The organism is Mycolicibacterium hippocampi, assembly GCF_010723735.1.
In the GTDB taxonomy this organism is placed as follows: Bacteria; Actinomycetota; Actinomycetes; order Mycobacteriales; family Mycobacteriaceae; genus Mycobacterium; species Mycobacterium hippocampi.
Genome location: NZ_BLLB01000002.1, coordinates 5,590,527 through 5,603,620, shown reverse-complemented (window position 1 = coordinate 5,603,620; position 13,094 = coordinate 5,590,527). Strand labels below are relative to the sequence as shown.

14 protein-coding genes and 1 riboswitch are annotated in these 13,094 nt (G+C 69.2%); of the genes, 6 read left to right on the top strand and 8 right to left on the bottom strand.

All coding sequences use genetic code 11. The annotated features are described in order from the left end of the window. Position 1 precedes the first annotated feature (1 nt). Positions 2-1,651: a DNA repair helicase XPB gene (locus G6N53_RS27970; protein WP_163894683.1), complete on the bottom strand. Its 1,650-nt coding sequence runs from the start codon at positions 1,649-1,651 to the stop codon at positions 2-4. A 31-nt stretch (positions 1,652-1,682) separates the two neighbouring features. Continuing rightward, positions 1,683-3,935 carry a helicase-associated domain-containing protein gene (locus G6N53_RS27965; protein ID WP_163894681.1) on the bottom strand — a complete coding sequence of 751 codons (2,253 nt, stop codon included), beginning with the start codon at positions 3,933-3,935 and terminating at the stop codon, positions 1,683-1,685. 103 nt (positions 3,936-4,038) lie between these two features. Here G6N53_RS27965 and G6N53_RS29965 point away from each other — a divergent pair, with 103 nt between their 5' ends. The 4 genes from G6N53_RS29965 to G6N53_RS27945 all read left to right on the top strand — a co-directional run bounded on the left by G6N53_RS29965 (position 4,039) and on the right by G6N53_RS27945 (position 5,657). Continuing rightward, the gene (locus G6N53_RS29965; protein ID WP_205390482.1) at positions 4,039-4,230 is read left to right on the top strand and encodes a hypothetical protein; all 192 of its coding nucleotides are present in this window, start codon (positions 4,039-4,041) and stop codon (positions 4,228-4,230) included. A gap of 80 nt (positions 4,231-4,310) precedes the next feature. After that, positions 4,311-4,748, top strand: a complete 438-nt coding sequence (gene moaC / locus G6N53_RS27955) for a cyclic pyranopterin monophosphate synthase MoaC (protein WP_163894677.1) — start codon at positions 4,311-4,313, stop codon at positions 4,746-4,748. 7 nt (positions 4,749-4,755) lie between these two features. Beyond that, positions 4,756-5,235: a MogA/MoaB family molybdenum cofactor biosynthesis protein gene (locus tag G6N53_RS27950; protein ID WP_163894675.1), complete on the top strand. Its 480-nt coding sequence runs from the start codon at positions 4,756-4,758 to the stop codon at positions 5,233-5,235. Then, positions 5,232-5,657, top strand: coding sequence for a molybdenum cofactor biosynthesis protein MoaE (locus G6N53_RS27945; RefSeq protein ID WP_163894673.1), 426 nt, complete (start codon positions 5,232-5,234; stop codon positions 5,655-5,657). The genes G6N53_RS27950 and G6N53_RS27945 overlap by 4 nt, the downstream gene beginning before the upstream one ends. Position 5,658: 1 nt before the next feature. Here the strand turns inward: G6N53_RS27945 and G6N53_RS27940 are convergent, their stop codons facing one another. The 4 genes from G6N53_RS27940 to G6N53_RS27925 form a co-directional block, all read right to left on the bottom strand. Beyond that, entirely contained in the window at positions 5,659-6,945 is a 1,287-nt protein-coding gene (locus G6N53_RS27940; RefSeq protein ID WP_163894671.1) for a transglycosylase family protein, read from the bottom strand. Positions 6,946-6,953: 8 nt separating this feature from the next. Next, positions 6,954-7,127, bottom strand: a riboswitch (cyclic di-AMP (ydaO/yuaA leader). A 282-nt stretch (positions 7,128-7,409) separates the two neighbouring features. Next, positions 7,410-7,676 carry a MoaD/ThiS family protein gene (locus G6N53_RS27935; protein WP_163894669.1) on the bottom strand — a complete coding sequence of 89 codons (267 nt, stop codon included), beginning with the start codon at positions 7,674-7,676 and terminating at the stop codon, positions 7,410-7,412. Between the two features lie 3 nt (positions 7,677-7,679). Then, the gene (moaA, locus tag G6N53_RS27930; RefSeq protein ID WP_163894667.1) at positions 7,680-8,750 is read right to left on the bottom strand and encodes a GTP 3',8-cyclase MoaA; all 1,071 of its coding nucleotides are present in this window, start codon (positions 8,748-8,750) and stop codon (positions 7,680-7,682) included. Further along, positions 8,747-9,151 (bottom strand): YccF domain-containing protein, encoded by a 405-nt coding sequence (locus G6N53_RS27925; protein ID WP_163894665.1) that lies wholly within the window; start codon positions 9,149-9,151, stop codon positions 8,747-8,749. The genes moaA and G6N53_RS27925 overlap by 4 nt, the downstream gene beginning before the upstream one ends. Positions 9,152-9,320: 169 nt before the next feature. Here G6N53_RS27925 and G6N53_RS27920 point away from each other — a divergent pair, with 169 nt between their 5' ends. After that, positions 9,321-9,731 (top strand): cold-shock protein, encoded by a 411-nt coding sequence (locus G6N53_RS27920; protein ID WP_163896419.1) that lies wholly within the window; start codon positions 9,321-9,323, stop codon positions 9,729-9,731. Positions 9,732-9,822: 91 nt separating this feature from the next. Then, the gene (locus G6N53_RS27915) at positions 9,823-10,839 is read left to right on the top strand and encodes a glutathione S-transferase family protein (RefSeq protein ID WP_163894662.1); all 1,017 of its coding nucleotides are present in this window, start codon (positions 9,823-9,825) and stop codon (positions 10,837-10,839) included. On the opposite strand, the gene G6N53_RS27910 is transcribed toward G6N53_RS27915, so the two are convergent. Then, positions 10,824-11,318 carry a DUF2771 domain-containing protein gene (locus G6N53_RS27910; RefSeq protein WP_163894660.1) on the bottom strand — a complete coding sequence of 165 codons (495 nt, stop codon included), beginning with the start codon at positions 11,316-11,318 and terminating at the stop codon, positions 10,824-10,826. The two genes, G6N53_RS27915 and G6N53_RS27910, sit on opposite strands and share 16 nt — an antisense overlap. Next, a complete protein-coding gene (locus G6N53_RS27905) occupies positions 11,315-13,024 on the bottom strand; it encodes an MFS transporter (protein WP_371870869.1) in 1,710 nt (569 codons plus the stop codon). The genes G6N53_RS27910 and G6N53_RS27905 overlap by 4 nt, the downstream gene beginning before the upstream one ends. Between the last annotated feature and the right edge of the window lie 70 nt (positions 13,025-13,094).

Genomic DNA, 13,094 nt, shown 5'->3' with positions numbered 1-13,094 from the left:
TTCAGATCGCGGGCCCCAGAAGGTCGTCGGCGTCCTTGATGACATACCCGTAGCCCTGCTCGGCGAGGAACCGCTGCCGATGCGCGGCGTACTCCGCATCGAGGCTGTCGCGAGAGACCACCGAGTAGAACACCGCGCCGCCGCCGTCGGCCTTGGGTCGCAACAGCCGCCCCAGGCGTTGGGCCTCCTCTTGGCGAGACCCGAACGTTCCCGAGACCTGAACGGCGACACTGGCTTCGGGCAGGTCGATGGAGAAGTTGGCGACCTTCGACACCACCAGGGTTCGGATCTCGCCACGGCGGAAGCCGTCGAAGAGCGCCTCCCGCTCCGCCGTCTTGGTCGACCCCTGGATCACCGGGGCGTCGAGTTCGGCGCCCAGCTCGTCGAGTTGGTCGAGGTAGGCGCCGATCACCAACGTCGGCTCGGCCGGGTGCCGTTGCAGGATCGACTTCACCACAGCGATCTTGGTGTGCGCCGTCGCGCAGAGCTTGTAGCGCTCCTCGGGTTCGGCGGTGGCGTACAGCATCCGTTCGTTGTCGGTCATCGTGACCCGCACCTCGATGCACTCGGCCGGTGCGATCCAACCCTGGGCTTCGATGTCCTTCCACGGGGCGTCGTAGCGCTTCGGCCCGATCAGCGAGAACACGTCGCCTTCGCGGCCGTCCTCGCGGATCAGCGTGGCGGTCAGCCCCAGACGCCTGCGCGACTGCAGATCGGCCGTCATCCGGAACACCGGCGCGGGCAGCAGATGAACCTCGTCGTAGATGATCAGGCCCCAGTCCCGGCTGTCGAACAGTTCCAGGTGCTTGTACTCGCCTTTGGTGCGGCGGGTGATCACCTGATACGTGGCGATGGTCACCGGACGGATCTCCTTGCGCTCGCCGGAGTACTCGCCGATCTCCTCCTCGGTCAGCGAGGTGCGGGCGATCAGTTCACGCTTCCACTGCCGCCCGGCGACGGTGTTGGTGACCAGGATCAGCGTGGTCGCGCCGGCCTTGGCCATCGCGGCCGCACCGACGAGTGTCTTGCCCGCCCCGCACGGCAGCACCACCACACCCGAACCGCCCGCCCAGAACGAGTCCGCCGCCATCTCCTGGTAGTCCCTGAGATGCCAGCCGTCCTGAGCCAGGCTGATCGGGTGCGCCTCACCGTCGACGTAGCCGGCGAGGTCCTCGGCCGGCCAGCCGATCTTCAGTAGCAACTGCTTGATGTGACCGCGCTCGCTGGGATGCACGATGACGGTGTCGTCGTCGATCCGGGCGCCCAGCATCGGCGCGATCTTCTTGTGGCGCATTACCTCCTCGAGCACCGCACGGTCCAGGCTGACCAGGATCAAGCCGTGCACCGGGCTCTTGACCAGCTGCAACCGGCCGTAGCGGGCCATCGTGTCGACGATGTCGACCAGCAGAGGCTGGGGCACCGCATAGCGGGAGAAGCTGACCAGGGCGTCCACCACCTGCTCGGCGTCGTGTCCGGCCGCGCGGGCGTTCCACAACGCCAGCGGGGTGATGCGGTAGGTGTGGATGTGCTCGGGGGCGCGTTCCAGCTCGGCGAACGGGGCGATCGCCGCACGCGCGTCCCCGGCAAGCTCATGGTCGACCTCGAGCAGCACCGTCTTGTCGGACTGCACGATCAGCGGGCCGTCGGTCATGCGCGGTCTCGATAGGAAGTCATCCCACCCATTATCCGGACTCCGCGGACACCACCGAAGTCACGCGGTGAATCGCGAACTCACGGACCCTGCCCGAGGCCGGGTCGTAGGCGGTCAGCTGCCCGCCGCGGACGTTGATCGGCGCTACCACGCGCTGCGTCGCGACGCCTGCGGGGTCGACGTAGCCGATCACCACCGACTCCTGGTGGTGCGCGGCCGACTGCAGCTCCGAGATCGCGACCGCGGGGTCCAGACGCATGCCCGACGGCGTGGCCGCGGCCTTGCGCAACACCGCCACGATCGCGCCGAGCGTCTGATCCGTCGGCGTCAGCCCGTGCCGGTACCCACGGCGACGGCCCGGCGCCGGAACCCGCGAACCGCGGCTGCGCAGATCCACGATCGCCCCCGCCGCATCCTCGGCGGCCGGGGCGAACCCGGCGCCTCGCAGGGCGGTCAGCACCTCGGCGATCGGGGCCTGTGACACCGCCACGGTCGGCGCGAGGGTGCGCAACTCCACCGATTCGGTCGCCGGCGCCGCGACCGCCTGCGCGAGCAGCGCGGCGTCCTCACAGCGCACGAAGGAGGACGCCATGCCCACCCGCAGCTGACCGTGGCGGCGTGCGACGTCGTCGATCATGTACGTCAGTGTCTGCGGGACCGGGGTTTTGGAGTGTTTGGCGAACAGCGCGTGCAGCTCGCCTGCCGTTTTTCCGGTGTCCAGCGCTCGCCGGACGGACCCCTCGGTGATCCGGTACACCATGGCCGCTCCGGCGGACTCCACGGTCGCGACCGCGGCCAGCTGCTCGGCCAGAGAGCGCTCCAGCGGCCCGGGCACGATGACCGTCAGGTCGGCCTGAAGCAGGAAGTGGTCGATCGGCTTGGGCAGCACCTTCGACATGGCGGCGACGACGGCGTCCTCGGACTCTCCGGCGAGCATGCGTCGCATCGGCGTGGACAGTGCGCCGCGGCCGACCGCGCCGACAGCGTGCGCTTCGGCGAGGAGCGCGGCCACCGGTTCGGGTTGCAGCCGTACCGACCACCGGGGACGCCGCCACACCATCGCGCGCGAAGCGCTCTCACCGTCGACCCCCGACCCCGGCGGCAGATCGTCGAGGGTGTCGAGAAGCAGCCGGCGGTCCAGTGGAGCGGCGGTGGAGAACAGTGAATCCGACAGCGCAGCATACGGTTTACCGTCGGGCCCACGGCTACCGATCAGGCTGGGTCGGCCCGGCAGGTCCAGCCATGCCGAGACGACCAGGTGCCATTTGACCGCCGTCGGTGACTCGACGAACCGGTCGGCCGCCACGGTGGGCGCCCAGTAGGGGCCAACGCCGTCGGGCGGATCGGGCTCGGGCATTCCCGTAGCCAGCAGCCCGGCGGCGGCGGCCACCTCCAGCACCAGCCCAAGCCGACGGTCCTCGATGCCGGTGAGCTTGGTCAGGCGCTTGACGTCACGCACCCCGAGACCGCCGCTGCGCAGCTCGGGGACCGGGGTTGCGCTCAGTGTTTCGATGACGATCTCGACCTCGCGCAACAGGTCGAGCGCGGCGCCGGCGGCAACTGCGTCGACATCGCGGGCAGCGGTCGACGACACCGTGGGATCAGGGCGGGTCAGGCTGACGGGCCCCGGGACTTCGCCGCGCAGTACCTGGCCGACCAGCCTGGGCAGGATCACCGTGTCGTCGTCGATCCTGCGCAGCAACCCGGCACTGAGCAGCCGCTGCACCGGACGGTCGGGCGGGGTGCCCGGCATCGCGTCGCGGGTCCGGCCCACCGGAGATCCGTCAAGGAGCTTGTCGAGCAACTCCCGCGCAGCATCATCGATGGATTCGAGCGCCTCGCTGATCTCGGCCGCCGACATCGCAGTGCTCTCCGCGGTGGTCTGTCCGGGGTACCAGGGCAGCCCGGACGCGGCTTCTGCGGCCACCCTCAGCACGTCGTCGCCCCACACCAGCGCCCGCTCCCGCAGATCCTCGACTGCGGTGCTCACCGTGACGCCATCGGCTCGTTCACCGAGCGATGCCGTCAGGTCGGCGATGCTGACGCCAGCGGTATCGGCATGCAGGGTGAGCAGGGCGTCGAGTACTGCCAGCTGCAGGAAGTCGAGATCGTCGGTAGCCGCTTTGACCGACTGACGTGCCGCCGCGCGGGCGGCCAGCGCGGCCATGGTGCCCGGCGGGGGCTGGGTGAGATCGGGGCGCAACCGCAGCAGCCGGATCAGCCGGTCGTCGTCCAGCTCGGCCAACCAGGCGCCCAGTGGCACGCCCGGGCTCTTAGCGCTCATGCTCATCGGTGTCCTCTGCTCTTCGCGCAAGCGCTCATCGCTGACCAGCGTAAAGCAGCGTCCCGGCCTCGCCAGCCAGCAAGCGGCCTGCCACAATGTGGGGGTGGCTGATCAGAAACGGCAGAAGACCAGATATGTCGACCCGGGCTGGCCGACGACCGACCTCGACGATCACGCGGTCAGCGAACTGGCCGCCGATCGCACCGGGGCGCTGTCGCCGTTCGGTGACATCACGTTCCCACTTCCGGCCGACGAACTTCCGTTCGTCCAATCCTCCACGGTCATCAACAAGTAACGGCGGGCTGATCGGTGGGCCCCGTCGATTCGGATGGCCATTCGGATCTCTCGCATCTCGATGAGTCGGGCGCGGCCCATATGGTCGACGTCACGACCAAGGACGTCACCAAACGCGTCGCGGTTGCAGCGGGAACGGTACACACCCGCCCCGACGTGGTCGCGATGATCAGTGCCAACGGGCTCCCCAAGGGTGACGCCCTGGCCACCGCCCGGGTCGCCGGCATCCTGGCCGCCAAGCGCACCAGCGAGCTCATCCCTCTCTGTCACCCGCTGGCGATCACCGGCGTCGACGTCGAGTTCACGATGGGCGACGCCGACGACCCCGGCTCGGTCGGCATCACCGCGACCGTCCGCACCACCGACCGCACCGGTGTCGAGATGGAAGCGTTGACGGCGGTGAGCGTCGCCGCGCTGACGATCTACGACATGATCAAGGCTGTGGACCGGTCCGCGCGGATCGACGATGTCCGGGTGGTCCGCAAAGAGGGCGGTAAGACCGGTCCATGGGTCAGGTGACGGCCGCATGACGCGGTCGGGCGCGGTCGTCATCGCCTCCACCCGGGCATCTGCCGGCGTCTATGAGGACCGATGTGGCCCCGTCATCGCCGATTGGCTCAACGAACGCGGCATCGCCACCCCGCCGCCGGTTGTCGTCGCCGACGGTGGCCCCCTGGAATCAGCGTTGCGGGCGGCGTTGCGTGAGAATCACGATGTGATCGTCACCTCTGGCGGAACCGGTATCTCGCCGACGGACGCCACCCCCGAAGTGACCGCCGCGCTTGTGGACTATCAGATTCCCGGTCTGGCCGACGCCATCAGGCGCGCGGGACTTCCGCACGTGCCCACATCTGTGCTGTCCCGGGGTGTCTGCGGTGTCGCCGGTCGGACGCTGATCGTGAACCTTCCCGGATCGACCGGGGGCGTGCGCGACGGCCTCGGCGTGCTCGCGGACGTCCTCGAGCACGCGCTGGACCAACTCCGCGGTAAGGACCACACCGGATGACCGTCGTCGTGCGCGCCTCGCTGACCGAGCACCCCATCGACTCGGCCGAGCACGAAGCCCTGGTGTCGCACCACGCCGCGGGCGCGGTCGTGGTGTTCGCCGGGGTGGTGCGTGATCACGACGGCGGTCGCACGGTGACGCGCCTGGACTACTCGTCGCATCCAACCGCCGAACAGACGCTGACCGACGTTGTCGCCGAGATCGCGGCCGACTGCTCGGGAGTTCGTGCCATCGCCGTCAGCCATCGTGTCGGCATCCTGCACATCGGCGACGCCGCGCTGGTGGTTGCGGTGGCTGCCGACCACCGGCGCGCTGCGTTCGAGACCTGCGCGCGCCTGGTGGACAGCGTGAAAGCGCGGCTACCGGTGTGGAAGCACCAGTACTTCGCCGACGGTACCGACGAGTGGGTGAACTCCGCCTAGGTCAGGCGGGCGGCAACACCGGGGCCGGCGCGGGGACCGGAGGCATCGGAGCAGCCGGGTCGGCGCCCACCGGGAGCGGCGTGTTCGGCGGCGGACCACCCGGGGTGTCCGGCGTCGTCAGCGGACGCTGGGTCAGCGCCAGCAGGGCGTCGCTGCCGGTGATGTCCTGGGTCTGGATCGCGTGCCAGATCTCCTTGAGGTACGTCACGTTCGGGCTCTCGTTGGGGACAAGAGCCGGATCGACCGTGGTGCCGGGCGGGAGATTGTCCGGGCTGACCAGATGCGGGGTGGCATCTGGGAGGGCGAGGTCACCGGTGACTGCCTGGTTGGCGATGTCGTAGGCCGGGGCGGGAACAGCCACGTCCGCCAGCGGCGCCAGCGGGTCGACCGGCGCGGGTGCGGGCGGTGCGGCAACGGCCGCCGGGGCCGCCGGGGCCGGCGGGGGCAGTGCCGGGTCGACAGGCGCGGGCTGCAACGGAACGTCGGTGTGCAGGGACCAACTCTGGGGCTGATCGGCGGGAACCGGGCCGTGTGCGCCGTCCCAGTCCACGACGGTGGCGATGGTGTCGTCGACCGGCGGTGCGGGGAGCAGCGGCGCGTCCATCGGCGCGGGTGCGGGCGGCAACGGCGCGTCCATCGGCGCAGGTGCGGGCGGCAACGGGGCGTCCATCGGCGCGGGTGCGGGCGGCAACGGCGCGTCCATCGGCGCAGGTGCGGGCGGCAGTGGGGCCGGAGGAGGCGGCGGGGCATCCATCGGCATAGGTGCCGGCGGCGGTGCCGCGGGCAGGGGGGCCGACATCGCGTCGAACGGCGCGGGCGGCGGAGGTGGCGGTGCGAACGGATCGATGGGAGGCGGCGGCGGCAACTCGCCGTTCAGCGCCACCGGATCCACAGGCTGCGGCTCGTCGACCACATTGCGCGGCGTGGCGGCGGAGAGCGGCCCGCCGCACGACGGCCATGCACCCTTGCCCTGGGACGCCAGGACTCGCTCAGCGACGGCTATCTGCTCTTCCTTGGTGGCCTGGTGGGCGACCGGCGCGAACTCGGCACCGCCGTGTCCGGACCAGGTGCTCGGCGAAAACTGAAGACCACCGTGGTAGCCGTTGCCGGTGTTGATGGCCCAGTTGCCGCCGGATTCGCAGCTGGCGACGCGGTCCCATTCGCTGTCGGTTGCCGCGCCGGCATGCCCGGCGAGCACGACGCCGCTACCGCCGATGACCGCGCCGGTGAAGGCGATCTTGGCGACGCTGACTGATGACGAAGTGGGCTTGCGATGCCGTCCACTCATAGTGCGTGTGGTCCTCTCTGAAGCGCCCGCGAGGTCAGCTGTCGGGTTCGGGCTGGAGAGGTCGCCCGGCCGGCATCGTCGAAACGAGGACGGCTTCACCCCTAGGAGCCGGAAACGGCCCCAGGTCCCTTGTGTTCGGTGGACCGGTGGGTCCCCCGCCTCCATCCAGGTTGTGTCTCGATGTCCCCGCGGACCAACGGATGGAGCTCGGCGCAATTGGTCACACGGCGGGCCGTCGGGTTTGGGGTCGACGACCTGAGTCAAGACGGTAACCGGTGGCCTTGGCCCCGTCACCTTCTGGCCGCGTCGGCGTTTCTGACCGCGGCAAATACTAAAAAAACTCTAAAAACCCAGGAAACTGCGTTGTTCCTGCAGGTACCACGCGGCGAAACCGTGCCGTAGCCATCCCGTGACCGTTCTGTTATGTGACGCAAATCACGGAATACATCGATAACGGGACTGTCTCAGCCGCCGGCGAAGGGGGGCAGCACGTCGACGGTCTGCGCATCCCCGAGTGCAGATTCCATGTCACGCACCGCGATTCCGTCGCGCAGGAACGAACACCGGGCGAGCACCCGGGACAGCTCCGAGTCCCGAGCTCTGAGCGTGTCGATCAACTCGGCGATCGTCGTTCCGGCGTTCAGCGCGACCGTTTCGGTTTCGGCGCCCGCCGCAGCACGAGCCGCGGCGAAGTACCGCACGGTCACCCGCACTTCTGGGCATGCCTGCATCGACTAGCCGCCGATCGCGCTCATCGGCCGGTCAGGCTGGACGAAGTCGGGGTCGTTGATCCCGTGACCGGCGGCTTTGGCCCACATCGCGGCCCGCCACGCAGCCTCCAGAGCGTCGTCGTCGGCCCCGGAGCGCAGCAGGGCGCGCAGATCGGTCTCCTCAGTGGAGAACAGGCAGTTGCGGACCTGACCGTCGGCGGTGAGCCTGGTCCGGTCACAGGCCGCACAGAACGCCTGCGACACCGATGCGATGATGCCGACCCGTCCGAGCACCCGGTCTCCCGTCTCGGCCGACGAGACCTGCCACAGCTGTGCCGGGGCTGAACCGCGCGGGGCCGGGTCAGGGGTCAACGTGAAGTACCGCTGCAGCGTGCGCCGCACGTCCTCGGCGGTGATGGTGCGCCCTCGCTGCCACGTGTGGCCGGCGTCGAGCGGCATCTGCTCGATGATGCGCAGCTGATAGCCGTGCTCCAGGCAGAAGCGCAGCAGCGCCACCGCATCGTCGAGCCCGGTGACCGGGTCGAGCACCGCGTTGACCTTGACCGGATTCAGCCCTGCGGCCTTGGCGGCCTGCAGTCCGGCCAGTACGTCGCCCAGCCGGTCGCGGCGGGTGATCGCCGCGAAGTGGGCGGCGTCCACGGTGTCCAGTGACACGTTGATGCGGTCGAGTCCGGCGTCCTTGAGTCCTGCGGCGCGGCGCTCGAGCCCGACACCGTTGGTGGTCAACGTGATCTCCGGGCGCGGGTCCAGCGCCGCCGTCCTGGCGATCACATCCTCGAGATGGGGGACCACCAGCGGCTCGCCGCCGGTGAACCGGACGCTGGTGATTCCGAGCCGGGTGACCGCGACGTGGAGCAGTCGGGCGAGTTCTGCGGAACTCAACTTCTGATCACTCGGCAGCCAGTCCAGGCCCTCGGCGGGCATGCAATAGGTGCAGCGCAGATTGCACAGGTCGGTCAGCGAGACGCGGAGGTCGGTCGCGACCCGGCCGAATGTGTCGACCAGCGGACCCTCCGGTGGCGCCGGCGGCCTGGGACGGTGCACCGACGGCACCCCGAGCGAAACCACCGTCACCGCAGGGCTCCGGCGGTGGCGTCGACCGAGTCGACGGGCACGATCTCCTTGCCCAGCGGCATCAGGGACACCGGGATCATCTTGAGGTTGGCCAGAGCCAGCGGGATGCCGATGATCGTGATGGCCATCGCGACCGCACTGATGATGTGGCCGATCGCCAGCCACACCCCGCACAGGATGACCCAGATGACGTTGCCGACCAGGGCGCCGGGGCGGGTGCCGGGCTTGTCGACGATGGTGCGACCGAACGGCCACAGCGCGTACGACGCGATGCGCAGCGCCGCGAACCCGAACGGGATCGTGACGATCAGGATGAAGCAGATCAGGGCAGCCAGCAGGTACCCCAACGCGAGCCACAGGCCGCCGAAGATCAACCAGATGACATTGAGTATCAGTCGCATCTTCTTCCTCCAACGGTGACTGCAGCCTACCGACATCGGGGGATGCTGGCCGGGCCGGCGTCCGAGTAAGATCTTTTCGGACGCGTCCCGGCGCAGGCGGGGCGCGTTAGTTGTGTACCCGACAGGGACAGACATTTATTGGCTTCAAAGAGACAAGCGGGTGAGACCAGTGCCGACCGGCCGGGTGAAGTGGTACGACGCGGAGAAGGGCTTCGGGTTCCTGTCGCAGGAAGACGGCGAGGACGTCTACGTGCGGTCCTCGGCGTTGCCCGCCGGTGTTGAAGGCCTCAAGGCCGGGCAGCGCGTCGAGTTCGGGGTGGCTGCCGGCCGGCGCGGCCCGCAGGCGCTGACGCTGAAGCTGATCGACCCGCCGCCGAGCCTGAGCAAGACACGGCGAGAAGCCTCATCCGTCGAGCACAAGCACACGCCCGACGAGTTGCACGGCATGGTCGAGGACATGATCACGTTGTTGGAGGGTGCGGTGCAGCCGGAGCTGCGCAAAGGCCGCTACCCAGACCGCAAGGTGGCCCGCAGGGTCTCCGAAGTGGTCAAGGCCGTCGCCCGCGAACTCGACGCATGAGGGCCGTGTAGTACCTGACGACGTACCTGATCTCGCTCCCGCTTCTGACGGGACGCACATTGAGTTCGATTCCGACGGGTATGACTGAGGCATGAGCTACGTCGCCGACTCCTCGACCGCCGATGGTGACTTCACCCGCGACACCGACTACATCGACACCCGGATCACCGCCGACGGCCGCGACGGCTACCCCGTCGAACCCGGCCGCTACCGCCTCGTCGTCGCCAGAGCGTGCCCGTGGGCCAACCGCACGATCATCGTGCGACGGCTGTTGGGGCTGGAAGACGCTCTTTCCATCGGTTTCTGCGGCCCCACCCACGATGAGCGGAGCTGGACCTTCGACCTCGACCCCGACGGGCTCGACCCGGTGCTGGGGATCCACTACCTCCGTGACGCCTACAACAAGCGCGTTCCCGACTACCCGAAAGGGGTGACGGTTCCGGCCATCGTCGATGTCCCCACCGGGCAGGTGGTCACCAATGATTATCCGCAGATCACCCTGGACTTCTCGACCGAATGGACCGCTCACCACCGTGACGGCGCGCCACAGCTGTATCCGGAGCCGCTGCGCGACGAGATCAACGAGGTGGCCGAGCGGGTCTACACCGAGATCAACAACGGCGTGTATCGATGCGGGTTCGCCGGGTCGCAGAAGGCCTACGAGAGGGCCTACGACCGGTTGTTCACCGCGCTCGACTGGCTCTCCGATCGGCTGACCGACCAGCGTTATCTGGTGGGGGACACCATCACCGAGGCCGACGTGCGGCTGTTCACCACGCTGGCCCGCTTCGACGCCGTCTACCACGGCCACTTCAAGACCAACCGGAGCAAGCTCGCCGAGATGCCGGTGCTGTGGGCCTATGCGCGAGATCTGTTCCAGACCCCGGGGTTCGGTGACACCACCGACTTCGTCCAGATCAAGCAGCACTACTACATCGTCCACACCGACATCAACCCCACCCGCGTCGTGCCCAAGGGCCCGGACCTGGCGACCTGGCTGACGCCACACGGTCGGGAAGCGTTGGGCGGCAGGCCGTTCGGAGACGGGTCGCCTCCGGGGCCGCCGCGGCAGGACGAGCGCGTCCCTGCCGCTCATTCAGCCGGCTGACCCCAGACGGTCCGCACCGACCACTCGGCATGCGGCACCGGGAACTCGTTGCCCGTCTCGTCGCGGACCAGCGTCGGCAACTGCACGGCGATGCCGGTGAGCCGGCCCCGTCGTGGGTCGACAGTGGGAATCGTCACCGCAAGCCTGCTGTCGGGGCGGAACTCATCGATGACATCGTCGTCCTCGTAGGCGCGCAGCAGCACCCACGGTGCCTGCGCGATCGCCGTCGGCACCGACAGCTGGACCGGGTGGCGGCCCGTCACCGGCAGCTCGCCCTGCTCGGCGGGCACCACGCAGTCGGTGGGGTTGAGGACCTCACAGAACCGGTAGGGACCCACCCGCGTCAGCTCGCCGTGCGAGTACGCGGAGATCTCCGGCAGCTGCGGCTCGTGGTCTCTGGTGAGCTGCCACACCAGCACGCCGGTGCCGGTGGAAGCCACCAGCGCCACCGCCGCGAGCACGGCGACAACACGTTTCACTCGTGCGTCACCGCCGTCGCGTCGCTCCGCCCACCTTCCTGCTCGGCGAGCACCGGCCGGTTGCCGCCGAGGCCGGGGATCAACGATTCGCCGCGATAGCTCACGATCGTCTGGGCGAGACCGAGCATCAGGATGGCGGTGATCGTCGTGAAACCCGCCCACAGCTCGGTGTAGATCAACACCCCGGTTGCGCCGCCGGCGACCCACGCCAGCTGCAACAACGACTCGGACCGGCCGAACGCCGAGGCCCGCGATTCCTCCGGGAGGTCGTCCTGCAGCGACGCGTCCAGCGATGCCTTGGCGATGGCGCTTGCTCCCGACGTGATCAGCGTGGCCGCCGCCGCGACCATCAGATTGCCGGTCAGCGCGGTCGCCAGCGCCACAGCGGTGACCGCGATGGCGCAGCGCACCACCAGCCGTGCGGGGTGGCCGAGCTTGAGGCGCGCGGCGGTGAAGTTGCCGGTGAAGTTGCCGATGGCCGCCGCTGCGCCGATCAGTCCGAGGATGCGCAACTGCTCCCAGCCGCTGGCGTCATGCGCCTTGGCGACGAACGCCGGGTACAGGAACAGGAATCCGACCATCACCTTGACGGTGCAGTTGCCCCACAGCGCGGTGATGATGTTGCGGCCCAGGGGCTGCCGGGCTCGCATCGTCGAGCTGTACGGTTCGGGCCGGCGGCGCAGGTCGTCGGACCCGCCGTGGTAGCTCAGGGTGGTCGGCACCTCACCCTCGGTGACCTCCACCCACTTGGGGATGCGCATCGCCAGCCCGGCGCCGGCGACGGTCACTGCGACGACGATGTACAGCGCGCCGGGCATCGCGAAGAGCTGGAAACCCCATTCCGCGGCCGCAGCGATGCCGCCGCCCACGAGGGTGCCGCCAAGCAGCCCGAACGTGGTCAGCCGGGAGTTCACCCGGACGAGGTCGATCGAAGGAGGCAGCACCCGCGGGGTGACGGCACCGCGAAGCACCGAGAACGACTTCGACAACACCATCATGCCGAGGGCACACGGGTACAGCACCCAGGACGGGAAGCTGCCGGTGGCGCTGTCGAAGTTGGCGATGAGGATCACGGCCAGCACGGTGCGCAGCGCGAACGAGGTGGCCAGCGCGACCCTGCGGCCGTGCTGGAGGCGGTCCAGCGCCGGCCCGATCAGTGGGGCGATGACGGCGAACGGTGCGATCGTGATGAGCAGGTACAGGGCCACCTTGCCCTTGCTCTCCCCCGACGCCGCGGCGAAGAACAACGTGTTGGCGAGCGCCACCGCCATCGCCGCGTCCACCGCGAAGTTCGCGACCACCGGCCAGGTCAGGGCGGTCAGGCCGGATTTGTCCGCGCCGTCGGCGGTGGCGGCGCGGTGTACGAGGCCGTACATCCTCGAGCCCATTTCCCGGCTGCGCTGCGCGGCCGCCCGCGTCACGGTCACCTTCTCACCGGCGCCTGCCCCCAGCCGGCCGGGCGGCGGGTCGAAACGGTCGCGGTGCGACGTGGTGTGGCGGGCGTTCTCGTCCAAAGGCGGTAGCCATCGATTGGCGCTGTGGTTGGTCGGGGGATTGCGGCGCGACGAGCGGTGGCCGGGGGTGTGCAACGGGTCGCTGGGGTAGTTGGCCATCCCCGGGTGTTCCCCCGCAGGTGGGCGCGGTGGGTAGTAGCGTTCACCCGGTTGCCCCTCGGGGCCCCGGTGGTCACGCCGCGCTCCGGTCACGCGTTGATTCTCCCCCATGCGGACGACGGCGGGCGTGTGGGCGGCCGGTGTGGCTAGACCTTGGTCCTGT